Below are 21,585 nucleotides of genomic sequence, written 5' to 3'. Positions count from 1 at the left end.
GGTGGCTGCATAACTACCACCTGTGGACAGGCACGCACCACCGGGCCTTGGCCCAGTGGTGCGACGGCCTCATTCGGCCGGTTTCTTCAGCTTAGGATTGGGGAAGAACTGCACGGTCTGCACCTTGGCCGGCGCGGCCTTGGGCGCCAAGTGGTTGACCCGGGTGCCCAGCTCGGTCGGCACCGACAGGCCCTGTTCGTTCAGGGTGTCGGTGAAACCGCAGGCCACGCACTCGCGGTGCGGCACACCGTCTTCATTCCACATCATCAGCTTGTCGGGTTCGCTGCACGCCGGGCAGACCGCCCCGGCGATGAAGCGCTTCTTGGTTTTGCTCACAGGAACCTCGCTCATGCCGCCGCATCCTCGGTCAGGCCACTATGGCGCAGCAGCGCATCGATGGAGGGCTCGCGGCCACGGAAGTCGACGAACAGCACCATCGGCTCGCGGGAGCCGCCACGGGCCAGGATTGCTTCACGGAAGGCACGGCCGGTCTCGGCATTGAACACGCCTTCTTCCTCGAAGCGCGAGAATGCGTCGGCCGAGAGCACTTCTGCCCACTTGTAGCTGTAGTAACCGGCCGCGTAACCACCCGCGAAGATGTGGGCGAAGCTGTTCGGGAAGCGGTTGTACGCCGGCGGGCGCATCACCGACACCTCGTCGCGCACACCTTCGAGCACCTGCAGCACGCTGCGCCCATCGCCATGGTTGGCGTGCAGTTCGAAGTCGAACAGCGAAAACTCCAGCTGACGCACCATCATCATGCCCGACTGGAAGTTTTTGGCCGCCAGCATCTTGTCCAGCAGGTCCTGAGGCAGGGGCTCGCCGGTCTCGTAGTGGCCGGAGATCAGCGCCAGGCCTTCAGGCTCCCAGCACCAGTTCTCCATGAACTGGCTCGGCAGCTCCACGGCATCCCAGGCCACACCATTGATGCCGGAGACGCCCGCATGCTCGATGCGGGTGAGCAGGTGGTGCAGGCCATGGCCGAACTCATGGAACAGGGTGGTGACTTCGTCGTGGGTCAACAGCGCAGGCTTGCCGGGCGCGGCCGGGGTGAAGTTGCACACCAGGTTCGCCACCGGGCTCTGCAGGCTGCCGGCGGCAGTACGGCGACGGTCGCGAGCGCCGTCCATCCAGGCACCGCCACGCTTGTTGGCGCGGGCGTACAGGTCGAAGAAGAAGCGGCCCACGTGCTGGCCGTTTTCCTTGATCTCGAACAGGCGTACGTCCGGATGCCAGGTGTCGAAGCCCTTGAGCTCGGCAATCTCGATGCCGTACAGGCGCTGCACGATGGTGAACAGGCCCGAAAGCACCCTGTCGATCGGGAAGTAGGCGCGCAGGGCCTCCTGGGAGACACTGTAGCGCTGCTCGCGCAGCTTCTCGCCGTAATAGCCGGCGTCCCAGCTCGAAAGCTCCGGACAGCCCTGCTCGGCGGCATAGGCCTTGAGCTGCTCCAGGTCCTGAGCGGCGAACGGTTTGCTGCGTTTGGCCAGATCGCGCAGGAAGCTCAGCACCTGGTCGCTGGACTCGGCCATCTTGGTGGCCAGGCTCAGCTCGGCGTAGTTCTTGTAGCCCAGAAGCTCAGCGAGCTCCTGGCGCAGGTCGAGGATTTCGCTCATCACCGGGCCATTGTCGAACTGGCCGGCGTTCGGGCCTTGATCGGAGGCGCGGGTGCAGTAGGCGGCGTAGAGTTCTTCGCGCAAGGCGCGGTCATTGGCGTAGGTCATCACCGCGTAGTAGCTGGGGAACTCCAGGGTGATCAACCAACCGTCCAGGCCCTTGGCCTGGGCAGCGGCGGCCATCTGCGCCTTGGCCGAGTCGGTCAGGCCGGCGAGCTGCGCTTCGTCGGTGACGTGTTTGGTCCAGGCCTGGGTGGCGTCCAGCAATTGGTTGGAGAAGCGGCTGCCCAGCTCGCTCAGGCGGCTTTGCACCTCGGCGTAGCGCTGCTGCTTGTCGGCCGGCAGGTCGATACCCGACAGACGGAAGTCCCGCAGGGCGTGGTCGATGATGGTCTTCTGCGCCACATCAAAGCCCGCGGCTTCGGGGCTCTTGGCCAGGGCTTCATAGGCTTCGAACAGGGCGCGGTTCTGCCCCAGCTCGGTGGAATAGGCGCTCAGCGCAGGCAAGCAGGACTCGTAGGCCTCACGCAGTTCCTTGCTGTTGCACACCGCATTGAGGTGGCTGACCGGGCTCCAGGCGGCGCCCAGGCGGTCGTTGAGCTCGTCCATCGCCAGCACCAGGCCAGCCCAGGTCGGGTTCTGGCCTTGCTGTTCAAGGATCTGGGCAATGGCTTTTCGGTTATCGGCCAGGATCTGCTCGATCGCCGGCAGCACGTGTTCGGCACGGATCGCCGAGAAGGGCGGCAGATCGTAGGACTGCAGAAGCGGGTTGTTCGCACTCACGGTTTAGATACCTTGGCAGGAGGAAACACGGGACCATCTTAATTACAATCGACGCCGACCGCAGCAGGCAGCCCGCCTATCGGCATTCAAGAGGGGCGCTATCATGGCCATCCGACGCTTTGCACAACACACTCCGAAAGTTGGACCCAGGGTTTTCATCGATCGTTCGGCGGTGGTGCTGGGCGACGTGGAGATCGGCGAGGACAGCTCGGTCTGGCCGCTGACCGTCATTCGCGGCGACATGCACCGCATCCGCATCGGCGCACGCACCAGCGTGCAGGACGCCAGCGTGCTGCACATTACCCACGCCGGCCCCTTCAACCCTGACGGTTTTCCACTGCTGATCGGCGACGATGTGACGATCGGTCACAAAGTGATGCTGCATGGCTGTACCCTTGGCAACCGCATCCTGGTCGGCATGGGCTGCACGATCATGGATGGCGCGGTGGTAGAGGACGAAGTGATCATCGGTGCTGGCAGCCTGGTCCCCCCCGGCAAACGCCTGGAGAGCGGCTACCTGTACGTCGGCAGCCCGGCCAAGCAAGCCCGCCCGCTGACCGACAAGGAACGCGCGTTCTTTACCTACAGCGCCGCCAATTACGTCAAGCTCAAGGACCAGCACCTGGCCGAAGGCTACGACCGGCCCGAATGACCGTCTTCGCGACTAACCGCGCCACAAGCCCTGCGATTCAAGTGGAACCCTTTGTACATGCACCAGCAGAACATTCTCTTCGACCTCGACGGCACCCTGACCGACCCACGCCTGGGCATCACCCGTTCGATCCAGTACGCCCTGGCCAAGCTGGGCATCGACGAGCCGGACCTGACCCGCCTCGAACACTTCATCGGCCCACCTTTACTGCAAGCCTTCATGCAGTTCTATGGCTTCGACGAAGCCAAGGCCTGGGAGGCGGTGAACTTCTATCGTGAGCGCTTCCGTGTCACGGGCCTGTACGAGAACCTGGTGTTCGACGGCGTGCCAGAACTGCTCGAAACCCTCAACAGCCAAGGCCGCACGCTGTACATCGCCACCTCCAAACCCTGGGAGTTCGCCCGGGAGATCGCCCGGCACTTTGCCTTCGACCACCACTTCAAGGTGATCTACGGCAGCGAACTGGATGGCACCCGCACCAACAAGGTCGAGCTGATTCGCCACCTGCTGGAAGAAGAAGGGCTGGACCCGGCCCAGACGCTGATGATCGGGGACCGCAAGCACGACCTGATCGGTGCGCGCAGCAACGGCTTGCAGGCGGTGGCGGTGGGGTATGGCTTCGGCAGCCGTGAAGAGCTCACAGCCGAAGCGCCGGCATTTCATTTCGAGACCCTGGCGCAGATGCACCAGGCATTCGTCGGTCATTAAGTGCAGGGGGCTGCTGTTGCAGCCCGTTCGTAGGCTCCCACAGGGCAGCGGTGCCCCCTGTAGAAGCCTGCGAACGGCGCAAGCCGGCCCCACTTACCGACCTGCAGCCAATCGCGCCAACCGCGTCTTGCGCTCTTCGAGCGGCAACCGCCCCAGCGCCTCGACCTGCCGGTAGAACCGGCTCCAGTCTCCGCCCGCTTGCCTAAACAACGCCGCAAACGCCGGCACCCACTGGTCATACAGCCCGAACGGCAACAGCTTGGCGTTGTTCATCGGCCCATACATCCAGGCGTCATAGCGTTTGTCCCCTTGCCACTGCTCATCGCGCATCTGCCGATAGGCCTGGCGCAGCCGTGCGAACTCCGCCTGCTTGGCCGCGCGCTTGGCTGGCTCGTTGCGTGGGCTTGCGTAGATCGCCTCGAGCCGCGCTCGACTGTCCAGCACCAGTTGGATGAACTGCTCGCGCTGGCGCAGCGAATCCTCCCGAATCGCTGCAAGCCCACGGGCTGCGCGCCATTGCCGCGATCCTTCCTGCTCGACGAACGAGGCAAAAGACTCGTTGAACTCTGTGTCGTCCTGCACATAGAAACGCTGGTGCGCCAGCTCGTGGAAGATCACCGCGGCCAGACGCTCGTCGCCCCAGCCGACCATCGAGGAGAGAATCGGATCGTCGAACCAGCCCAGGGTCGAATACGCTTCGACGCCCCCCACATAGGTGTCCAGTCCTTGCTGGCGCATCAGTGCCGCCGCGCCCCGGGCCGCGCCTTGTCGGTAGTAGCCGCGGTAGGCGACACAACCGGCAATCGGGAAGCAATGGGTCACCGGCTGCAACGAAAGCTCCGGCGTGGCGAACACGTTCCAGACCACATAGGGTCGGCCCAGATCGGCGTAGACGCGGTAACTGCGGTTGTCCGGCAGTTTCAGGTGCTCGATGGCGAACGACCGGGCCAGCTCGGCCTGCGCCAGTCGCTGGCGCAAGGGAGCAGGAGTGGTGGGGTCATCAAGCAGGCGCTGCACCGGCTGGCGTGCGCGCAGCAACTGCCATTGCCCTTCGGCCAGTTGTCCGTAATAGCCAAGGCTGCTGCAACCGTTCAGCAGGAGGGCTGCAAGGACGGGAACCAAACGGGTGAAAACGCGGTCGAGAGGCCCAGGGCTTGAGCGCTGCAAAAGAAAAAGTCGGAACATCAAGGCTGTCTATCTCGCTCACGGCCAGTGCGGTCCAAGACTATCTCGCCAGGGGGGCGTTTCGCCATGCGTTCAATGATTGTCATCGCCGGCACGCTCGTGCTGCTGTCCGGGTGCTCCACGTTGCCGGCGCCAGACCCTAATCAGGCCTGGGTCGATCTCGCGCCCTTCGACAACACGTCACTGCACGCAGTGCAGGTGGACGAACGCGACTGGGCCGACACCCGTTATTTCGAAGTCCAGCCTGGCAACCATGAGCTCACTGTGCGCTACCAGTTCGCCGTGGAACCGAGCAACATCGGCCCGGTCGACGAACCCTTGTGGCGTGACTGTCAGCTCAATCTGACCTTCAAGGATTTCAGCGCCGGCCAACGTTACCAACTGCAAGCCGGCAGCATCGGTTTCCGCCCCTGGATCAAGCTGTACGACCAGCAGCGAAAACTCGTCAGCCAAGGCTTGCCAGCAGGCTGCCAGCGCACCTGAAAGACCACGACTTTCGCGACAGTGCGGGCCTGTCGGCGCTATGCTTATAGCTTGTGAATCGCAAGCGGGAGTTTCGCCATGCGCCAGCCCATGATGCTGATCGCCCTCAGTGCGCTGGGGGCCTGCGCCAGCCCCTTGCCGCCCGTCGACCCCAAACAGGCGTGGGTCGATCTCTACACCATCACCCCCGGCAGGACCATCATGGCCGACCGCCTGGACGGCAAACGGCTCGATGATGGCCGCTACTTCCAGGTCACACCTGGCAAGCACGAGCTGGTGGTGCGCTTCGACTATGAGGTGTACGCAGGCGGCTTCTCGACCGACCCGACCGAACGCACCTGCTACCTGACCGTGCGCTACGACGACTTCAAGGCCGGTGAACGCTATCGCCTGGAAGCCCGGGCGCCGGTGATGCAGCCGCAGGTGCTGCTGTACGATGCCCAACGCACGGTAGTGGTGGACGAGCCCAGCAACGTTTTCTGCATTCCGTGACCCGCAAGCGCGGGTCCTTTCTACCGATCGTTTTTCTGGTAGATGATTTTCTTGGTCCCGCCATCACAGCTGCCGACGATCATGTTCTGGTCGCGGACCTCGCTATTGGGCACGATTTCCAAAGTGTAGGACGTCACGCCCGCGGCCTGGATCTTCGCTTCGATTTCGGCCTTGAGTTCTTCGCACGGCTTGGGTGCGGCCAGGGCGGTCGTGGCCAGCAGGGAAACCAGCACGGCGGTTGCAACGCGGATCATGGGACGGCTCCTGAAGAGGCAGACCAGCTGCCAACGCTGGTTAGACTACAGGAAACCGCCCCTGTTGCGCCTAGGCAACCAACCTCGCGTCCAGGCTGATCGTGGCGTTCAGTACCTTCGATACCGGGCAGCCGGCCTTGGCCTTGTTGGCGATTTCCTGAAACTGCGCCTCGCTGGCGCCAGGAACCTTGGCCTTGAGGATCAGGTGCACGGCGGTGATGGCGAAACCGTCCGGCTGCTTGTCCAGGCTCACTTCGGCAATGGTGTCGATGCGCTCTGCGGTCAAGCCCGCCTCGCCCAGCATCATCGACAGGGCCATCGAGAAACACCCCGCATGCGCCGCACCAATCAGCTCCTCCGGGTTGGTCCCGGGCGAGCCTTCGAAGCGGGTGTTGAAGCCATAGGGATTCTGCTTGAGCGCCCCACTCTCGGTGGACAGCGAGCCCTTGCCGTCCTTGAGCCCGCCTTGCCAGATCGCCGATGCTGTCTTTTTCATGCTGCCTCCTGGTCATAGGATGAGTACCTATGGGTTCTGAGGACGGCACCCAATGCAAGTTCAGAACAATCCGACGCTCAACATTGAAACCCCGGAAACTGCCCATACAGAGTCTTCAAGGCCCCTTGGCCAAATTTCTGCGGAGGCTCCAATGACGCACCTGCGTGACCTGAAGATTTCTACCCTCGACCTGGTACCGGTGCGCGCCGACGGCGGCCCGGCCCAGTCCCTGCGCAACTCGCTGGATCTAGCGCAGCACGTCGAACGCTGGGGCTACAACCGCTTCTGGGTGGCCGAACACCACAACATGGATGGCATCGCCAGCTCCGCCACGGCGGTGCTGATCGGCTACTTGGCCGGCGGTACCTCGAGCATCCGCATCGGCTCTGGCGGCGTGATGCTGCCCAACCACGCGCCACTGGTCATCGCCGAGCAGTTCGGCACCTTGGCCAGCCTGTACCCCGGCCGTATCGACCTGGGCCTTGGCCGTGCGCCAGGCTCCGACCAGATGACCGCCCGCGCACTGCGCCGCGAACGCTCCGGCAGCGCCGATGATTTCCCGGATGATGTCGAAGAGCTCTCGCGCTATCTGGGCCCTCGCACGCCGGACCAGAAGGTCATCGCCGTGCCCGGCCATGACACCGACGTGCCGATCTGGCTGTTGGGCTCCAGCCTGTTCAGCGCCCAGCTGGCCGGCATGCGCGGGCTGCCCTACGCCTTCGCCTCGCACTTCGCCCCACGCTACATGCATGAGGCGATCCGCATCTATCGCGACCACTTCAAGCCCTCGACCGTGCTCGACAAGCCCTACGTGATGCTGGGCGTGCCGATGGTCGTGGCCGACACCGATGAACAGGCCGAGTATCTGGCCACCTCCGTGTACCAGCGCATCCTCGCGCTGATCCGTGGCCAAAGCCTGATGCAGCGACCACCGGTGCCGAGCATGGACGGCTTGTGGCTGCCCCACGAACGCGATGCGGTGGGCAGTTTCCTGGGCTTGGCGATGATCGGCAGCCCGCAGAAGGTGCGGGCCAAGGTGGAAGTGCTGTTGGAGCAGACCGGTGCCGATGAGCTGATCTTCACCTGCGACCTGTATGAGCATGCGGATCGGTTGCGCTCTTACGAGCTGCTGGCCCAGGCGCTCAAGACCGAGTAGAGCTTTTCGCGGGTGAACCCGCTTCCACAGGCCTCAACGCGGAGCACGTGGGAGCGGGTTCACCCGCGAAGCGTTCATTCACTCAACCCCGTCGATAGACGATTTCCTTGGTACCGCCTTCGCAGGTACCGACCACTTTGCCCGCCGGCTCGCCCTTGTCCACGATCTCCAGCGTGTAGTCTTTCACGCCCTTGGCGTCCAGCTTCGCCGCAATCTCGGCCTTGAGCTCTTCGCACGGCTTCCCAGCCGCAAATGCCCCGCCTGCCAGCGCCATCAAACCCACCGCCAGAATCAGTTTCTTCATCGATCGCTTTCCTTGTTCAGATCAAAAAAGGACAGGGTGCCATTATCGAAATGGCACCCTGCAACCTTTACCCCATCTGGCAGGGCGAAGCCAGCCTGGGCCTGTTTCAGCTGTTGGCGATGCGGAAACCGACCTTCAGCGTGACCTGGAAGTGCGCGACCTGGTTATCGCGGATATGGCCACGGGTATCGACGACCTCGAACCACTCCAGATGCTTGATGCTCTTGCCGGCCTCAGCCAGGGCATTGTTGATCGCGTCCTCGATGCTGGTGGGCGAGGACCCGACCAGCTCGATCTTCTTGTAGGTGCGATGATCGGACATGAGCGCTCTCCTTGGTTGGCGTGTGAGATTTGAGCCTAGCAGCGCAGGCCCGCTTTACCTGCGAACTTGCATGGCAAACGAAAGTTCGATCGCACTTTCGCTTCGCTGCACAGTCGCAACCCTTACAACCCAACCCACGCGAAGGAGAGTCATCATGGCCTACAACTCGCTGCGTAAAGCGTCGCTGGAAAGCATGGAGGCGGAGATCGAAAGCCTGCTCAAGACCCTCGAACACCTCAAGCACGATGCCTCGGAAGAGTCGCAGAAATCCATGAAAGCGATCCGCAGCAATGCCGAGAACGCGCTCAGGCAGTCGCGAACCCTGATGGGCGAAGCCTACGAAGAAGTCAAAGCCCGCACCCGCCAGACCGGCATCGCCACCCGCGATTACGCCCAGGAACATCCCTGGACCACCGCAGGCGTCGCCATCGGTGCCCTCGGCCTGCTGGCCGCCTGGCTGATGTGCAAGCGCAACTAAGTCGTTTGAAGGTCCAGCTCGTTGCGCAGCCACTGCGCCAACTGCTCGGCGCGCCCGTCCGCGGCGCGTCGCGGCACCCATAGCGCCAAGGCTGCGCGGGTAGGCGAGAAGCCCCAAGGTGCGCTCAGCCGCCCGGCCCGTAGGTCATCCGCCACCAGCGGTTGCGGAGCGATGGCCACCCCCAGACCGGCCACTGCGGCCTCCAGCAGGTAATACAAATGCTCGAAGGCTTGGCCGAACCTCAACGCGGCCGGGTCAAGCCCTTGCTGCTCGGCCCAGGTCGGCCAGGCCTGTGGGCGCGAGGTGGTATCCAGTAGGGCTTCATCGAGCAACGCCTTGGCCGGCGCGCTGCGCAAGCGCTCGAAGCCCGCGAAATGCGGGCTCACCACCGGCCCGATGCGCTCCTGGGCCAACACATGAACCTGCATGTCCGCAGGCCACGGCGGCTCGGCATACACCAGCAAGGCATCCAGTCCGGGGCGCCGGGGGTCCAGGTCGCCTTCACCGGCGGACAAATGCAGCCGCAGCTCCGGCAAGTCAGCCTTAAGCCGTCCCAGACGCGGGATGAACCAGCGCGCCAGCAGACTGCCAGAACAGCCCAGCACGAACGGCGCCTCGCTGACATCACGGCTGAGCTCCGCGCAGACCGTGCGCAGCCGATCGAAGGCATCGAAGCTCGCATCGCGCAGGCGTGACCCGGCATCTGTGAGTTTGATGCCGCGCCCATCCTTGACGAACAAGGCCACACCCAGATGCTCCTCGAGTACCTTGATCTGTCGGCTGACGGCGCCGTGGGTCACGTGCAGCTGCTCGGCAGCCTGGCTGACGCTGTTGAGCCTGGCAGTGGCCTCGAAGGCCCGCAAGGCGTTGAGGGGGGGGAGATCCTGGCGCATTTTATATGTGAGATTTTCTGACAAATTATCGCAATCTTATCGGTTTTCAGCCGGCCATGTCGTGGTTAGAGTAGGCCCATCGACCGAGAGAGGCCTGTTCGCGGGTTCAGCTGCGCACAAGCCCACACGATTTCACTGATCACATCGCCTATGGAGCGCCCCATGACCCAGACCCAATACCGCGCCGGCCCCGACGCCAACGGCCTGTTCGGCTCGTTCGGCGGCCGCTACGTGGCCGAAACCCTGATGCCCCTGGTCCTGGACCTGGCCCGCGAATACGAAGCGGCCAAGGCCGATCCGAAGTTCCTCGAGGAACTGGCCTACTTCCAGCGCGACTACATCGGCCGTCCCAACCCGCTGTACTTCGCTGAGCGCCTGACCGAACACTGCGGCGGCGCGAAAATCTTCTTCAAACGTGAAGAACTCAACCACACCGGCGCGCACAAGGTGAACAACTGCATTGGCCAAGTGCTGCTGGCCAAACGCATGGGCAAGAAACGCCTGATCGCCGAGACCGGCGCCGGCATGCACGGTGTCGCCACCGCCACCGTGGCCGCACGCTTCGGCCTGCCCTGCGTGATCTACATGGGCGCCACCGACATCGAGCGCCAGCAAGCCAACGTGTTCCGCATGAAGCTGCTGGGCGCCGAGATCGTCCCGGTCACCGCCGGCACCGGCACCCTCAAGGACGCCATGAACGAGGCCCTGCGCGACTGGGTCACCAACGTCGACGACACCTTCTACCTGATCGGCACCGTGGCAGGTCCTCACCCGTACCCGGCGATGGTCCGCGATTTCCAATCGATCATCGGCAAGGAAACCCGCGCCCAGTTGCATGAGAAGGAAGGCCGCCTGCCTGACAGCCTGATTGCGTGCGTCGGCGGTGGCTCCAACGCCATGGGCCTGTTCCACGACTTCCTCGATGATGCCAGCGTGCAAATCATCGGCGTCGAAGCCGGTGGCCACGGCGTGAACACCGACAAGCACGCCGCCAGCCTCAACGGCGGCGTCCCGGGCGTGCTGCATGGCAACCGCACGTACTTGCTGCAGGACGCGGACGGCCAGATCACCGATGCCCACTCGATCTCCGCCGGCCTGGACTACCCGGGGATTGGCCCTGAACACGCCTACCTGCACGAAGTGAAACGTGTCGAGTACGTCAGCATCACCGACGATGAAGCCCTCGACGCCTTCCACACCTGCTGCCGCCTGGAAGGCATCATTCCGGCCCTGGAGAGCTCCCATGCTCTGGCCGAAGCGATCAAGCGCGCACCGAACCTGCCCAAGGACCATCTGATGGTCGTGTGCCTGTCCGGACGTGGCGACAAGGACATGCAAACCGTGATGAACCATATGGCCGCCCAGGAGAAACAGCCATGAGCCGTCTTGAACACCGCTTCGCCGAGCTGAAGGCCCAAGGCCGCTCCGCGCTGGTCACCTTCATCACTGCCGGCGACCCTGGCTATGACGCTTCCCTGGCCATCCTCAAGGGCCTGCCCGAAGCAGGCGCCGACGTGATCGAGCTGGGCATGCCGTTCACCGACCCGATGGCCGATGGCGTGGCCATCCAGCTGGCGACCTTGCGCGCCCTGGATGCCGGTCAGACCCTGACGAAAACCTTGCAGATGGTCCGCGAGTTCCGCGTCGGCAACCAGACCACGCCGATCGTGCTGATGGGCTACTACAACCCGATCCATCGCTTTGGCGTGGAGCGCTTCGTGGCAGAGGCCAAGGACGCCGGCGTCGATGGCCTGATCATCGTCGACCTGCCGCCCGAGCACGATGCCGAGCTGGCCACCCCGGCCCAGGCCGCAGGCATCGACTTCATCCGCCTGACCACCCCGACCACCGATGACGCCCGCCTGCCGCGCGTGCTGGAGCGCAGCTCCGGATTCGTCTACTACGTCTCGGTGGCCGGCGTGACCGGTGCGGGCTCGGCCACCACCGAGCACGTGCAGCAGGCCATCGCTCGCCTGCGCCGCCACACCGACCTGCCCATCAGCGTGGGTTTCGGTATCCGCACACCGGAGCAGGCCGCGGCGATCGCCAAGCTGTCCGAAGGCGTGGTGGTCGGTTCGGCGCTGGTCGACAAGATCGCCCAGGCCAAGAGTGCCGACCAGGCAGTGGCTGATGTGCTGAGCCTGTGCTCGGCACTGGCTGAAGGCGTACGCAGCGCCCGCCTGTAACCTAGCGAGCGCTGCGCCGGCCCCGCGGGAGTCACCGCTCGCGGGGGCTGGCGATAGCCTGCGATGGGCCGCAGAGCGGCCCTTTCATTCGAATATCGACAAGTCCAGTGGCCGCACGGCCCCCATCCAGATCGCATGATCCCGGTGATCCGCCAGCTCATCCCCCGTCAGCGGATGCAGGAATACCACCAGCCCCTTGCGATACAGCGCCAACCACGGCAACACCACGCCCACCACTTCCGGCCCGAAGGCCAACTGGCAGCTCCAGTCCGGATGCGGCCCGACCGGCTTCTGGTGCATGCGCCCCATGGTCACGGGAAACAGCCGCGCCGCTTCCTCGCATAGCGCCCGAGCTTGTTCCATCGTCGCTGCGTCGTAATACACGTGGGCGTGATAACCCTTGATCCTTTGCACGATTACTCCCAAATGAGGTCAAAGGATCACTGGCCAGCGAAGGGGAGCGATCCTGTGAAAAATGCCGAGACCCCAGTGTTCAAACTGGTTCTGTTCGGTGCCGAAAGCAGCCTGGGCAGTGCATTGATCGTCGAGCTGCTGTCGCGCCAGCACGAGGTCACCGCGGTGGTCGATGACCTTAACCGTCACGCACCGCGTCCTGGGCTGCATTTCAAGCGAGGCGCGCTAGGTGACAAGCACCAGGCCGAACAGAGCGTGGCCGGAGGCTCGGCGGTGATCGCCTTGCTTTCAGCGCTGGCGCCGGACGATCTGCCTGCGCAGCGGCAAATGGCCGAAGCCCTGGTGGCAGGCCTTTCGCGTACGACTATACGCCGGCTGTTGCTGGTGGGCGATTTCGATGTGCTGGACAAGCCGGCCGGGCACAGCGAAGCGCAACGGGCGTGCGCAGACCAGATCGTCGATCAACTGCAACGCAGCGCGCTGCGCTGGACGCTGATCAACGCCCCTGAAGAGATGCCAGGCCTGGGCATCGAGCATTTCCGCAACCTCGATGGAACCCTGGAGCCCGGACTGGCCGGGCCTTTGCAGCGATTAGCGCGGATTGCGGCAGGGATGGTCGATACCCTTGAGTTGAATCTGCATCAGGGCGAGCACGTGAACTTCGTGCTCTAGAACGCGGGGCTGCCTGCGCTGGGCCGCAAAGCAGCGCCCGTGGCGTCACAGCCCTCGCTCCTGCGCCAGCCAATCCACGAACCGCTGGATCAACGCCCCACGCCGCTTGCGCGGCGGCAATACCACGTAATACCCGCGCCTCGAGCGCAAACTGCCTTCGAGCGGTCGGCACAACAGCCCTTGGTCCACCAGCCCATCCACCAAATGTCGCCAACCGATCGCCACACCTTGGCCGGCAATCGCCGCCTGGATCAACAGCGTGTAATTGTCGAAACGCATCTGCCCAGGCGGGGGTGGACTGTGCAGACCAAACCCTCGAAAGACTCCCGTCCAATCGAACCAGCGACTGGCCTGTTCACCACGCAGATGAAGCAGGGGCAATCGTTGCAAAGCCTCGGCTGACGCGGGTTTGCCACGCATCAGGTTGGGGCTGCAGACAGGGAAGACCTCTTCGTCGAACAGCCAGCGGCTCTCGCCCTGATGGAAACGCCCATCGCCAAACAGCACCGCCACGTCGATGTCCGGGCGCAGCATGGCCTGGCTGCGCTCACCGGTCACCAGGCTGACGTCCACCTGTGGATAAGCCTCATGGAAGCGCGGCAACCGTGGCATCAGCCAGAAGGCCGCAAAGGCGAAGTCGGTGGCCACCTGCAACACTTCGCGCTGGCCGCGCCCACTGGCCTGGGCGATGCCGTCGTCCATCGCCAGCAACGCTTGGTGGATCTGCTCGAACAGTGCCTGACCCGTCTCGGTCAGTTCAATCCCCCGGTAGATCCGATCGAACAGGCGCGTGCCCAACTGGGCCTCCAGGCGCTTGACCTGCTGGCTCACCGCCGGCTGCGTAGTGCCCAACTCCAATGCCGCAGCGGTAAAGCCCCGCAACCGGGCGGCAGCCTCGAAGACCCGCAAGGTATCCAGGGAAACGTCAGCAAGGTGCTCAAACATAAGCGCGGCTAATCCCAGTCATTGCCCGGCATGGGCTTTACCCATGTTATCCACAGTCGCATCCTCGATCGCAAGCGGTTCCCATAACCTCCAACGATGGAAGGCCCCCATGAAGCGACCCAACATCCTGTTCATCATGGCCGACCAGATGGCCGCGCCCTTGCTGCCGATCTACAGCTCATCGCCCATCAAGATGCCGCACTTGAGCCGCCTGGCCGAACAGGCGGTGGTGTTCGACGCCGCGTACTGCAATAGCCCGCTGTGTGCACCCTCGCGCTTCACCCTGGTCAGCGGGCAATTGCCCAGCCGCATTGGTGCCTACGACAACGCTGCGGATTTCCCTGCCGACGTACCCACTTACGCCCACTACCTGCGTCGCCTGGGCTATCGCACCGCGCTCTCTGGCAAGATGCATTTCTGTGGGCCGGACCAACTGCACGGCTACGAGGAGCGCCTGACCAGCGACATCTACCCGGCCGACTACGGTTGGGCCGTGAACTGGGACGCACCCGACGTGCGCCCGAGCTGGTACCACAACATGTCCTCGGTACTGCAGGCCGGGCCCTGCGTGCGCACCAACCAACTGGATTTCGATGAAGAGGTGGTGTTCAAGGCCCGCCAGTATCTCTACGACCATGTTCGCGAGGGCGACGGCCGGCCGTTCTGCCTGACCGTCTCCATGACGCACCCCCATGACCCCTACACGATTCCCAAGCACTACTGGGATCTGTACGACGGTGTGGATATCCCCATGCCGCTTGAAAGCATTGCCCAAGACGAGCAGGACCCGCACTCCCAACGCCTGCTCAAGGTCTATGACCTGTGGGACAAACCCCTACCGCCGCACAAGGTCCGCGATGCCCGCCGAGCCTATTTCGGCGCCTGCAGCTATATCGACGACAACATCGGCAAGCTCCTGCAGACCCTGGAGGAATGCGACCTGGCCGAGGACACCCTGATCGTGTTTTCCGGTGACCACGGCGACATGCTTGGCGAGCGCGGGCTCTGGTACAAGATGCACTGGTTCGAGATGTCGGCCCGGGTGCCACTTCTGGTGCACGCGCCCAAACGCTTCGCCCCGGCTCGGGTCAGCGCCAACGTCTCCACTTGCGACCTGTTGCCAACCCTGGTGGAGCTGGCCGGTGGCGCAGTCGAACCGGCCCTGCACCTGGATGGCCGCTCTCTGGTCGGGCACCTGCAAGGGCAGGGTGGGCATGACGAGGTGATCGGCGAATACATGGCCGAGGGCACCGTCGGCCCGCTGATGATGATCCGCCGAGGCCCATACAAGTTCGTGTACAGCGAGGACGACCCATGTCTACTCTATGACCTGAGTCGCGACCCGCACGAGCGGGAGAACCTCACCGGCAGCCCGGATCATCAGGCGCTGCTGCAGGCATTTGTCGATCAAGCCCGCCAACGCTGGGACATTCCCGTCCTACGCCAGCAAGTGCTGGCCAGCCAGCGCCGTCGTCGTCTGGTGGCAGAGGCGCTTTCCATCGGCAAGCTCAAAAGCTGGGACCACCAACCCTGGGTGGACGCCAGCCAACAGTACATGCGCAACCACATCGATCTCGACGACCTCGAGCGCAAGGCACGTTATCCACAGCCCGCACCCCTGGATTGAGCAGAGAGACCGCCATGAAGAAGTTCTCCACCGCCCTGATCGCCCTGGCCCTGGGCCTGACCGCCATCCCGGCCCACGCCGACAGCGATAGCCAATGCACCACCGTCAAAATGGCCGACCCCGGCTGGAGCGACATCGCCTCCACCAACGCCGTGGCCCGCCTGCTCCTGGAGAGCCTCGGCTACCAGGTGAAGATCGACAACCTGGCCGTACCGATCATCTTCGGCGGCCTCAAGGACGGCCAGGTGGATGCCTTCCTGGGCAACTGGATGCCCGCGCAGCAGGGCTTTCACGACAAGTTCGTCGCCAACGGCGACGTGCAGCGTCTGGCGCGCAACCTTGAAGGTACGCAATTCACCCTCGCGGTGCCGGATTACGTCTGGGAGGCCGGCGTGAAAGACTTCGCTGACCTGCAAAAACATGCCGACGCGTTCGGCAACAAGCTCTACGGCATCGGCTCCGGGGCACCGGCCAATCTGTCGCTCAAAGAAATCATCGGCAAGAACGCCTTCGGCCTGGGGCAGTGGAAGCTGGTCGAATCCAGCGAGCAGGCGATGCTGGCTCAGGTCCAGCGTGCGGTGCAGAAAAAACAGTTCATCACCTTCCTCGGCTGGACACCGCACCCGATGAACGTGAAGCTCAAGATGCATTATTTGACCGGCGGCGAGCAGTGGTTCGGCGATAAGGGGGAGGTGTACACCCTGGTGCGCAAGGGTTATCCACAGGCGTGCCCGAACGCAGCGAAACTGCTGGGCAACCTGAGCTTCAGTCTGGAGATGGAAAACAGCATCATGGCCGAGGTTGTGGACAAGAAGGTGAGTTTCGATGAAGCGGCCAAGGCCTGGGTGAAGGCGCATCCAGAATCGCTGAACACTTGGCTGGCCGGGGTGACCACCAAAGAGGGTGGGGATGCCCAAGAGGCCGTAAACGCTAGACTTTGATCCGCTGAGCGACACATAACCCCTGTGGGCGCGGGTAAATGCGCGCCCACAGGGCTGGTGAAAAATCTCCAGGAATCTGTACTCCCCATGCCCCACCTGAGCCACCTGCTGCCCTTCCTCACTTGGCTCCCCCGTCAATCGGGCCGTAGCCTGCGCCAGGACCTGCTGGTGGGCCTCAGTGGCGCGATCCTCGCGCTGCCGCAATCGATCGCCTACGCCCTGATCGCCGGCCTGCCCGCCGAATATGGCCTGTACGCCGCCATCGTGCCGGTGCTGGTGGCCTGCCTGTGGGGCTCGTCCTGGCACCTGATCTGCGGCCCGACCGCAGCCATCTCCATCGTGCTCTACGCCAGCATCAGCCCGCTTGCCGTGGCTGGTAGCGACGACTACATCACCTTGGTGCTGCTGCTGACCTTCCTGGGCGGCATGTTCCAGCTATTGCTGGGGATGCTGCGTTTCGGCGCGCTGGTCAATTTCGTCTCCCACTCCGTGGTGCTCGGGTTCACCTTGGGCGCTGCGGTGGTGATCGCCCTCGGTCAGTTGCCCAACCTCATGGGCATGGACCTGCCCAGCCAGGCCACGGCGCTGCGCACATTGCAGGACTTGCTCAACCATGCCGGCGAGGTCGACCTGCCGTCGCTGGTCCTGGGCCTGGCGACCCTGCTGATCGGTGTGTTGCTCAAGCTCTGGCGCCCACGCTGGCCCAGCCTGTTGATCAGCCTGGTGGTGGTCAGCGTCATTGCCTGGCTGCTGCCGAGCGTCTTTGGTCATGTGCCCAGAGTGCCTGCCTTCGTTGGCCAGTTGCCGCCCTTGAGCCCGTTGCCGCTGCTGGACCTGGAACTGATCCTGCGCCTGTTGCCCAGCGCCGTGGCGGTGGGCATGCTCGGGCTGGTGACCAGCCTGTCGATTGCCCGGTCGTTGTCGGCGCGCTCCGAGCAGTTGATCGACGCCAATCAGGAGATCCGTGCCCAGGGCCTATCGAACATGGTCGGCGCGCTGTTCTCCGGTTACCTGTCATCGGGCTCGTTCACCCGCTCAGGCTTGAGCTACGACGCAGGCGCCCGTTCGCCATTGGCCGGGGTGTTCTCGGCATTGTGGGTGGCCCTGTTCGCCGTCGCCGGCGCCGGGCTGATCGCACACCTGCCGATTCCAGCCATGGCCGGCAGCATCCTGCTGATCTGTTGGGGGTTGGTGGATCACCGGGCCATCCGTTCGCTGTTTCGGGTCAGCCGCTCGGAGTTCCTGGTCATGGCGTTGACTGCCGCCGCCACCTTGCTGCTGGAATTGCAGACCGCGATCTATGCGGGCGTGCTGGCATCGCTGTTCTTCTATCTCAAGCGCACCTCGCGGCCACGGGTGCAACAGAGCCGGGAAGGGGAGATCGATGTGCTGCGAGTGGGCGGGTCGATTTTCTTCGGCGCCGCTCATTATCTGCAGGTGCGCCTGCAACGCTGCCAAGGGCCGCAGGTCGTGATCGACGCACGGCAGATCAATTTCATCGACTACTCAGGGGTGGACATGCTGCACCGCGAAGCGCGGCGACTGAAGCGTAATGGCGGGAGCCTCACCTTGCATCGTGCCCGGCCGCAGGTGATCGAAGAGTTGCAAAAGCTTGAAGGCGCCGCGCTGTGCCCGATCCGCTTCGAAGAGTGATGAGGGCCGCTGTGCGGCCCAACACTGTCAGCCTCGCGCCAATTGCCGCCGGAGCTCATCCAGCACAGGTGCCGTATCCGGCCGCACCCCACGCCAGGTGAAGAACGCCTCAGCCGCCTGCTCGGCCAGCATCCCCAGCCCATCGAGCACCTTGGCCGCGCCCAACCGGGTGGCCCACTGGCAGAACGGCGTCGGCTCCTTGCCATACATCATGTCGTAGCAGACCGTGCGCCCCGGCTCGACCAGGCTGTCGGCAATCGGCGGCAACTCACCCGCCAGGCTCGCCGAGGTGGCATTGATGATCAGGTCCACCGGCTCCTGCAACCAGGCAAAACCACTGGCCACCACCGGCCCCAGGTCATCGAACTCCCGGGCCAGTTGCTCGGCCTTTTCCACCGTGCGGTTGGCGATCACCAGCGACTGCGGGTGATGCGCCAGGATCGGCTGCAACACGCCGCGCACCGCACCACCGGCACCAAGAATCAGGATGCGCTTGCCGGCAAGCTCCACGCCGGCATTGACCGTCAGGTCCCGCACCAGGCCGGCGCCATCGGTGTTGTCGCCCTGCAGCGTGCCGTCGGCCAGTTTGCTCAAGGTGTTCACGGCACCTGCACGCTGGGCCCGTGGCGTGAGGCTGTCGCACAGGCGGAAGGCTTCTTCCTTGAACGGCACAGTGACGTTGGCCCCCGCGCCTTGCTTGAAGAAGCCGCGGGCGCAATCGCTGAAATCATCCAGCGGCGCCAGCAGGGTGCTGTATTCCAAGTCCTGGCCGGTCTGGTCGGCGAACAGGCGGTGGATCAACGGCGACTTGCTGTGGCCGATGGGGTTACCGAAAACGACGTATTGGTCCATGGGAACTCCTCGTTATCCACAGGCTTACTGATTGAGCCAGTCACGGTCCTGCAGGAAGTACTCGGTCAGGCGCGCTTCCTCGCTGCCCGGCGCGGGTTTCCAGTCGTAGCCCCAGCGGACCTGCGGCGGCAGCGACATGAGGATCGACTCGGTGCGACCGCCCGATTGCAGGCCGAACAAGGTGCCGCGGTCGTAGACCAGGTTGAACTCCACATAGCGCCCACGGCGGAACTCCTGGAACTCGCGCTGCTCGGGCGTGTAAGGCGTGGCCTTGCGGCGCTGGACGATTGGCAGGTAAGCCTCGATGTAGGCCTCGCCGATGGCACGCAGGAAGGCGAAGCAGGTGTCGAAATCCCACTCGTTCAGGTCATCGAAGAACAGCCCGCCAATGCCCCGTGGCTCCCCCCGGTGCTTGAGGTGGAAGTACCGGTCGCACCAGGCCTTGTAGCGCGGGTACACATCGGCGCCGAACGGCGCGCAAGCCTGCTCGGCGACCCGGTGCCAGTGGATGCAGTCTTCTTCGTTGCCGTAGTAAGGCGTCAGGTCGAAACCACCGCCGAACCACCACACCGGCTCCTCGCCTTCCTTCTCGGCGATGAAGAACCGTACGTTGGCGTGGGAGGTAGGCACATGTGGGTTGTGCGGGTGGATCACCAGCGACACGCCCAACGCCTCGAAACCACGGCCGGCGAGCTCCGGGCGGTGGGCACTGGCCGACGGCGGCAGGCCGGCACCGAACACATGCGAGAAGTTCACGCCGCCCTTTTCGATTACCTTGCCTTCGCCGATCACCCGGGTGCGACCGCCGCCGCCGGCTTCACGCACCCAGGCGTCCTCGACGAAACGGGCACCGCCGTCTTCGGTTTCGAGGGCAGAGCAGATGCGGTCTTGCAGGTCGAGCAGGTAGGCTTTCACGGCCTCGGTGCGGCTGGTCATCGGGTCACCTGGAAGGAGCGGAAAAATGTGCCGGCTAGCATACCATCGGCGCAAGCTACGCCGCAGTTGACGGCGATCAAGCAAAGGCGTCCGATAGAAGGTCTTCCCGATCCCCAGACAACGGAGTGTGAGATGGCCAAGCGTATCCAGTTCAACCAGCACGGCGGCCCGGAAGTCCTGCAACTGGTCGAGTTCGAACCCGCTCCTCCGGGCCCGCAACAAGTCCGCGTGCGCAACCACGCGATCGGGCTGAACTTCATCGACACCTATTTTCGCAGCGGCCTGTACCCGCCGCCCGCGCTGCCCTCAGGCCTGGGCACCGAAGCTGCCGGCGTGATCGACGCGGTCGGCGAAGGCGTCAGCCGGCTGAAAGTGGGCGATCGCGTGGCCTATGCCGGTGGCCCACTGGGTGCCTATAGCGAAGTGCACACCCTGCCAGAGGCCAACGTGGTCAAGTTGCCGGAGGCCATCAGCTTCGAACAGGCCGCCGCAGTGATGCTCAAGGGCCTGACCACCCAATACCTGCTCAAGCAGACCTACGCCGTGCAACCGGGCGATTTCATCCTGTTCCATGCCGCTGCCGGTGGCGTGGGCTCATTGGCCTGCCAGTGGGCGAAAGCCCTGGGTGCCAAGCTGATCGGCACGGTCAGTTCCGCCGAAAAAGCCGAACGCGCCAAGGCTCTGGGCGCCTGGGCGACCATCGATTACAGCCATGAGGACGTGGCCAAGCGCGTGCTGGAGCTGACCGACGGCCAGAAGTGCGCGGTGGTCTATGACGGTGTGGGCGCCGACACCTGGCTCACTTCGCTGGACTGCCTGCGTCCACGCGGCTTGATGGTGAGCTTCGGCAACGCGTCGGGCGCAGTGACCGGGGTGAACCTTGGGATCCTCTCGCAGAAGGGCTCGTTGTACGTGACCCGCCCGACCTTGGGCAGCTATGCCAACAATGCCGAAAACACCCAGGCCATGGCCGACGATTTGTTCGGCATGATCAGCAGCGGCAAGTTGGTTGTGGATATCCAGCAGCGGTATCCGCTGAGCGAAGCGGCCAAGGCCCAGACGGAGCTGTCGGCACGCAGAACCGTTGGCTCGACTGTGCTGCTGCCCTGATCCGAGGCCGTTACGCGGTGGGTTGATTCAGAACGCCACCGGTGAGGAGCGGTTTTACCCGCTCCCACAGCGCCCACCGCTTAGCCGGCGGTCCTGATGGTTGCCGGCGCCGACTCGATGCCATCGAGCATCGCCTCCACCAAGCCCTCTGCCATTTCAATCGCGTGCAGGTTCGACCAGTACATGCCGCGGCCTGACTCGTGCAGGTGTTCGAGTGCCTGCAGGCCAGTCTCGTAGGCGCAGCGCAGGTAAAGCGCTACGTGGACGAGGGCGTCGTGGGCAGAGATGTCAGGGTTTGTGGAGAAGAGGGGAGGATGGCCGGCATCGCAGCGGCCGAAGGGGCGAGATGTGGTGTTGGGTAGAGGTGGATCAGGGACAAGCTTTTTCATCGTTTGCTCCAGAGTTGGAGCTGACACCCATCCGTTAC

26 protein-coding genes are annotated in these 21,585 nt (G+C 63.9%); 13 read left to right on the top strand and 13 right to left on the bottom strand.

The window, feature by feature from the left end; all coding sequences use genetic code 11:
• Positions 1-69: 69 nt before the first annotated feature.
• Complete coding sequence (locus tag HMPREF3173_RS19295; RefSeq protein WP_043207663.1) at positions 70-351, bottom strand: YheV family putative zinc ribbon protein; 282 nt, start codon at positions 349-351, stop codon at positions 70-72.
• Positions 348-2,399: an oligopeptidase A gene (gene prlC / locus HMPREF3173_RS19290; RefSeq protein ID WP_043207661.1), complete on the bottom strand. Its 2,052-nt coding sequence runs from the start codon at positions 2,397-2,399 to the stop codon at positions 348-350. The genes HMPREF3173_RS19295 and prlC overlap by 4 nt, the downstream gene beginning before the upstream one ends.
• Positions 2,400-2,502: 103 nt before the next feature.
• Here prlC and HMPREF3173_RS19285 point away from each other — a divergent pair, with 103 nt between their 5' ends.
• Positions 2,503-3,051 (top strand): gamma carbonic anhydrase family protein, encoded by a 549-nt coding sequence (locus tag HMPREF3173_RS19285; RefSeq protein ID WP_043207659.1) that lies wholly within the window; start codon positions 2,503-2,505, stop codon positions 3,049-3,051.
• A gap of 57 nt (positions 3,052-3,108) precedes the next feature.
• Positions 3,109-3,759, top strand: coding sequence for an HAD family hydrolase (locus HMPREF3173_RS19280; RefSeq protein ID WP_070575688.1), 651 nt, complete (start codon positions 3,109-3,111; stop codon positions 3,757-3,759).
• A 93-nt stretch (positions 3,760-3,852) separates the two neighbouring features.
• On the opposite strand, the gene HMPREF3173_RS19275 is transcribed toward HMPREF3173_RS19280, so the two are convergent.
• Entirely contained in the window at positions 3,853-4,926 is a 1,074-nt protein-coding gene (locus HMPREF3173_RS19275) for an aminopeptidase (RefSeq protein ID WP_070575827.1), read from the bottom strand.
• 84 nt (positions 4,927-5,010) lie between these two features.
• Between HMPREF3173_RS19275 and HMPREF3173_RS19270 the strand changes: the two genes are divergently transcribed.
• Positions 5,011-5,427, top strand: a complete 417-nt coding sequence (locus tag HMPREF3173_RS19270; RefSeq protein WP_043207649.1) for a PA0061/PA0062 family lipoprotein — start codon at positions 5,011-5,013, stop codon at positions 5,425-5,427.
• 78 nt (positions 5,428-5,505) lie between these two features.
• The gene (locus HMPREF3173_RS19265; RefSeq protein ID WP_070575684.1) at positions 5,506-5,919 is read left to right on the top strand and encodes a PA0061/PA0062 family lipoprotein; all 414 of its coding nucleotides are present in this window, start codon (positions 5,506-5,508) and stop codon (positions 5,917-5,919) included.
• Positions 5,920-5,939: 20 nt separating this feature from the next.
• Here HMPREF3173_RS19265 and HMPREF3173_RS19260 read toward each other — a convergent pair whose 3' ends face one another.
• Together HMPREF3173_RS19260 and HMPREF3173_RS19255 are read right to left on the bottom strand one after the other, a co-directional pair.
• Positions 5,940-6,173 carry a DUF1161 domain-containing protein gene (locus tag HMPREF3173_RS19260; RefSeq protein ID WP_043207645.1) on the bottom strand — a complete coding sequence of 78 codons (234 nt, stop codon included), beginning with the start codon at positions 6,171-6,173 and terminating at the stop codon, positions 5,940-5,942.
• A 70-nt stretch (positions 6,174-6,243) separates the two neighbouring features.
• Complete coding sequence (locus HMPREF3173_RS19255) at positions 6,244-6,669, bottom strand: OsmC family protein (protein ID WP_043207643.1); 426 nt, start codon at positions 6,667-6,669, stop codon at positions 6,244-6,246.
• A 151-nt stretch (positions 6,670-6,820) separates the two neighbouring features.
• Here HMPREF3173_RS19255 and HMPREF3173_RS19250 point away from each other — a divergent pair, with 151 nt between their 5' ends.
• Positions 6,821-7,825 (top strand): LLM class flavin-dependent oxidoreductase, encoded by a 1,005-nt coding sequence (locus HMPREF3173_RS19250; protein WP_070575681.1) that lies wholly within the window; start codon positions 6,821-6,823, stop codon positions 7,823-7,825.
• Positions 7,826-7,907: 82 nt separating this feature from the next.
• On the opposite strand, the gene HMPREF3173_RS19245 is transcribed toward HMPREF3173_RS19250, so the two are convergent.
• Both HMPREF3173_RS19245 and HMPREF3173_RS19240 read right to left on the bottom strand, forming a co-directional pair.
• Positions 7,908-8,129, bottom strand: coding sequence for a DUF1161 domain-containing protein (locus HMPREF3173_RS19245; RefSeq protein ID WP_070575678.1), 222 nt, complete (start codon positions 8,127-8,129; stop codon positions 7,908-7,910).
• Positions 8,130-8,235: 106 nt separating this feature from the next.
• Positions 8,236-8,451, bottom strand: coding sequence for a dodecin (locus tag HMPREF3173_RS19240; protein WP_043207635.1), 216 nt, complete (start codon positions 8,449-8,451; stop codon positions 8,236-8,238).
• A gap of 154 nt (positions 8,452-8,605) precedes the next feature.
• Here HMPREF3173_RS19240 and HMPREF3173_RS19235 point away from each other — a divergent pair, with 154 nt between their 5' ends.
• Positions 8,606-8,929 (top strand): ElaB/YgaM/YqjD family protein, encoded by a 324-nt coding sequence (locus HMPREF3173_RS19235; protein ID WP_043207633.1) that lies wholly within the window; start codon positions 8,606-8,608, stop codon positions 8,927-8,929.
• Here the strand turns inward: HMPREF3173_RS19235 and HMPREF3173_RS19230 are convergent.
• Complete coding sequence (locus tag HMPREF3173_RS19230) at positions 8,926-9,822, bottom strand: LysR family transcriptional regulator (RefSeq protein ID WP_043207631.1); 897 nt, start codon at positions 9,820-9,822, stop codon at positions 8,926-8,928. The two genes, HMPREF3173_RS19235 and HMPREF3173_RS19230, sit on opposite strands and share 4 nt — an antisense overlap.
• A gap of 162 nt (positions 9,823-9,984) precedes the next feature.
• On the opposite strand from HMPREF3173_RS19230, the gene trpB reads away from it, so the two are divergent.
• Both trpB and trpA read left to right on the top strand, forming a co-directional pair.
• Positions 9,985-11,202, top strand: a complete 1,218-nt coding sequence (gene trpB / locus HMPREF3173_RS19225; protein WP_043207629.1) for a tryptophan synthase subunit beta — start codon at positions 9,985-9,987, stop codon at positions 11,200-11,202.
• Entirely contained in the window at positions 11,199-12,008 is an 810-nt protein-coding gene (gene trpA, locus HMPREF3173_RS19220) for a tryptophan synthase subunit alpha (protein WP_070575674.1), read from the top strand. Before trpB ends, trpA begins: the two co-directional genes overlap by 4 nt.
• 84 nt (positions 12,009-12,092) lie before the next feature.
• Here the strand turns inward: trpA and HMPREF3173_RS19215 are convergent, their stop codons facing one another.
• A complete protein-coding gene (locus tag HMPREF3173_RS19215) occupies positions 12,093-12,422 on the bottom strand; it encodes a DOPA 4,5-dioxygenase family protein (RefSeq protein ID WP_043207625.1) in 330 nt (109 codons plus the stop codon).
• Between the two features lie 54 nt (positions 12,423-12,476).
• On the opposite strand from HMPREF3173_RS19215, the gene HMPREF3173_RS19210 reads away from it, so the two are divergent.
• Positions 12,477-13,094, top strand: coding sequence for an NAD(P)-dependent oxidoreductase (locus HMPREF3173_RS19210; protein WP_070575671.1), 618 nt, complete (start codon positions 12,477-12,479; stop codon positions 13,092-13,094).
• A gap of 45 nt (positions 13,095-13,139) precedes the next feature.
• On the opposite strand, the gene HMPREF3173_RS19205 is transcribed toward HMPREF3173_RS19210, so the two are convergent.
• Positions 13,140-14,039 carry a choline sulfate utilization transcriptional regulator gene (locus HMPREF3173_RS19205; RefSeq protein WP_070575668.1) on the bottom strand — a complete coding sequence of 300 codons (900 nt, stop codon included), beginning with the start codon at positions 14,037-14,039 and terminating at the stop codon, positions 13,140-13,142.
• Positions 14,040-14,148: 109 nt separating this feature from the next.
• On the opposite strand from HMPREF3173_RS19205, the gene betC reads away from it, so the two are divergent.
• From betC to HMPREF3173_RS19190, 3 genes are all read left to right on the top strand, one after another.
• The gene (betC, locus tag HMPREF3173_RS19200) at positions 14,149-15,666 is read left to right on the top strand and encodes a choline-sulfatase (protein ID WP_070575665.1); all 1,518 of its coding nucleotides are present in this window, start codon (positions 14,149-14,151) and stop codon (positions 15,664-15,666) included.
• A gap of 14 nt (positions 15,667-15,680) precedes the next feature.
• Positions 15,681-16,607, top strand: coding sequence for a choline ABC transporter substrate-binding protein (gene choX, locus HMPREF3173_RS19195; RefSeq protein ID WP_070575660.1), 927 nt, complete (start codon positions 15,681-15,683; stop codon positions 16,605-16,607).
• A gap of 87 nt (positions 16,608-16,694) precedes the next feature.
• Complete coding sequence (locus HMPREF3173_RS19190) at positions 16,695-18,260, top strand: SulP family inorganic anion transporter (protein ID WP_070575656.1); 1,566 nt, start codon at positions 16,695-16,697, stop codon at positions 18,258-18,260.
• Positions 18,261-18,287: 27 nt separating this feature from the next.
• Here the strand turns inward: HMPREF3173_RS19190 and aroE are convergent, their stop codons facing one another.
• Both aroE and hemF read right to left on the bottom strand, forming a co-directional pair.
• Entirely contained in the window at positions 18,288-19,112 is an 825-nt protein-coding gene (gene aroE, locus HMPREF3173_RS19185) for a shikimate dehydrogenase (RefSeq protein WP_070575653.1), read from the bottom strand.
• A gap of 24 nt (positions 19,113-19,136) precedes the next feature.
• Positions 19,137-20,048, bottom strand: coding sequence for an oxygen-dependent coproporphyrinogen oxidase (gene hemF, locus HMPREF3173_RS19180; RefSeq protein ID WP_070575650.1), 912 nt, complete (start codon positions 20,046-20,048; stop codon positions 19,137-19,139).
• Positions 20,049-20,180: 132 nt separating this feature from the next.
• On the opposite strand from hemF, the gene HMPREF3173_RS19175 reads away from it, so the two are divergent.
• Complete coding sequence (locus tag HMPREF3173_RS19175) at positions 20,181-21,158, top strand: NADPH:quinone reductase (protein WP_070575647.1); 978 nt, start codon at positions 20,181-20,183, stop codon at positions 21,156-21,158.
• 80 nt (positions 21,159-21,238) lie between these two features.
• Here the strand turns inward: HMPREF3173_RS19175 and HMPREF3173_RS19170 are convergent, their stop codons facing one another.
• On the bottom strand, positions 21,239-21,547 hold the full coding sequence (locus HMPREF3173_RS19170; protein WP_070575644.1) for a hypothetical protein: 309 nt from the start codon (positions 21,545-21,547) through the stop codon (positions 21,239-21,241).
• Positions 21,548-21,585 lie beyond the last annotated feature (38 nt).

It is taken from the genome of Pseudomonas sp. HMSC08G10 (assembly GCF_001808425.1).
Lineage (GTDB): Bacteria > Pseudomonadota > Gammaproteobacteria > Pseudomonadales > Pseudomonadaceae > Aquipseudomonas > Aquipseudomonas guariconensis.
This window is presented reverse-complemented; position numbering and strand designations above follow the sequence as displayed.

Bases quoted from the DNA above. Each gene is read 5' to 3' on its own strand.
- trpB (WP_043207629.1), top strand. From the start codon at position 9,985: ATGACCCAGACCCAATACCGCGCCGGCCCCGACGCCAACGGCCTGTTC.
- HMPREF3173_RS19235 (WP_043207633.1), top strand. From the start codon at position 8,606: ATGGCCTACAACTCGCTGCGTAAAGCGTCGCTGGAAAGCATGGAGGCG.
- HMPREF3173_RS19255 (WP_043207643.1), bottom strand. From the start codon at position 6,669: ATGAAAAAGACAGCATCGGCGATCTGGCAAGGCGGGCTCAAGGACGGC.
- aroE (WP_070575653.1), bottom strand. From the start codon at position 19,112: ATGGACCAATACGTCGTTTTCGGTAACCCCATCGGCCACAGCAAGTCG.
- HMPREF3173_RS19170 (WP_070575644.1), bottom strand. From the start codon at position 21,547: ATGAAAAAGCTTGTCCCTGATCCACCTCTACCCAACACCACATCTCGC.
- hemF (WP_070575650.1), bottom strand. From the start codon at position 20,048: ATGACCAGCCGCACCGAGGCCGTGAAAGCCTACCTGCTCGACCTGCAA.
- HMPREF3173_RS19245 (WP_070575678.1), bottom strand. From the start codon at position 8,129: ATGAAGAAACTGATTCTGGCGGTGGGTTTGATGGCGCTGGCAGGCGGG.
- HMPREF3173_RS19270 (WP_043207649.1), top strand. From the start codon at position 5,011: ATGCGTTCAATGATTGTCATCGCCGGCACGCTCGTGCTGCTGTCCGGG.
- HMPREF3173_RS19175 (WP_070575647.1), top strand. From the start codon at position 20,181: ATGGCCAAGCGTATCCAGTTCAACCAGCACGGCGGCCCGGAAGTCCTG.
- trpA (WP_070575674.1), top strand. From the start codon at position 11,199: ATGAGCCGTCTTGAACACCGCTTCGCCGAGCTGAAGGCCCAAGGCCGC.
- HMPREF3173_RS19285 (WP_043207659.1), top strand. From the start codon at position 2,503: ATGGCCATCCGACGCTTTGCACAACACACTCCGAAAGTTGGACCCAGG.
- HMPREF3173_RS19205 (WP_070575668.1), bottom strand. From the start codon at position 14,039: ATGTTTGAGCACCTTGCTGACGTTTCCCTGGATACCTTGCGGGTCTTC.
- HMPREF3173_RS19260 (WP_043207645.1), bottom strand. From the start codon at position 6,173: ATGATCCGCGTTGCAACCGCCGTGCTGGTTTCCCTGCTGGCCACGACC.
- betC (WP_070575665.1), top strand. From the start codon at position 14,149: ATGAAGCGACCCAACATCCTGTTCATCATGGCCGACCAGATGGCCGCG.
- HMPREF3173_RS19265 (WP_070575684.1), top strand. From the start codon at position 5,506: ATGCGCCAGCCCATGATGCTGATCGCCCTCAGTGCGCTGGGGGCCTGC.
- HMPREF3173_RS19230 (WP_043207631.1), bottom strand. From the start codon at position 9,822: ATGCGCCAGGATCTCCCCCCCCTCAACGCCTTGCGGGCCTTCGAGGCC.
- HMPREF3173_RS19280 (WP_070575688.1), top strand. From the start codon at position 3,109: ATGCACCAGCAGAACATTCTCTTCGACCTCGACGGCACCCTGACCGAC.
- choX (WP_070575660.1), top strand. From the start codon at position 15,681: ATGAAGAAGTTCTCCACCGCCCTGATCGCCCTGGCCCTGGGCCTGACC.
- HMPREF3173_RS19240 (WP_043207635.1), bottom strand. From the start codon at position 8,451: ATGTCCGATCATCGCACCTACAAGAAGATCGAGCTGGTCGGGTCCTCG.
- HMPREF3173_RS19295 (WP_043207663.1), bottom strand. From the start codon at position 351: ATGAGCGAGGTTCCTGTGAGCAAAACCAAGAAGCGCTTCATCGCCGGG.
- HMPREF3173_RS19190 (WP_070575656.1), top strand. From the start codon at position 16,695: ATGCCCCACCTGAGCCACCTGCTGCCCTTCCTCACTTGGCTCCCCCGT.
- HMPREF3173_RS19250 (WP_070575681.1), top strand. From the start codon at position 6,821: ATGACGCACCTGCGTGACCTGAAGATTTCTACCCTCGACCTGGTACCG.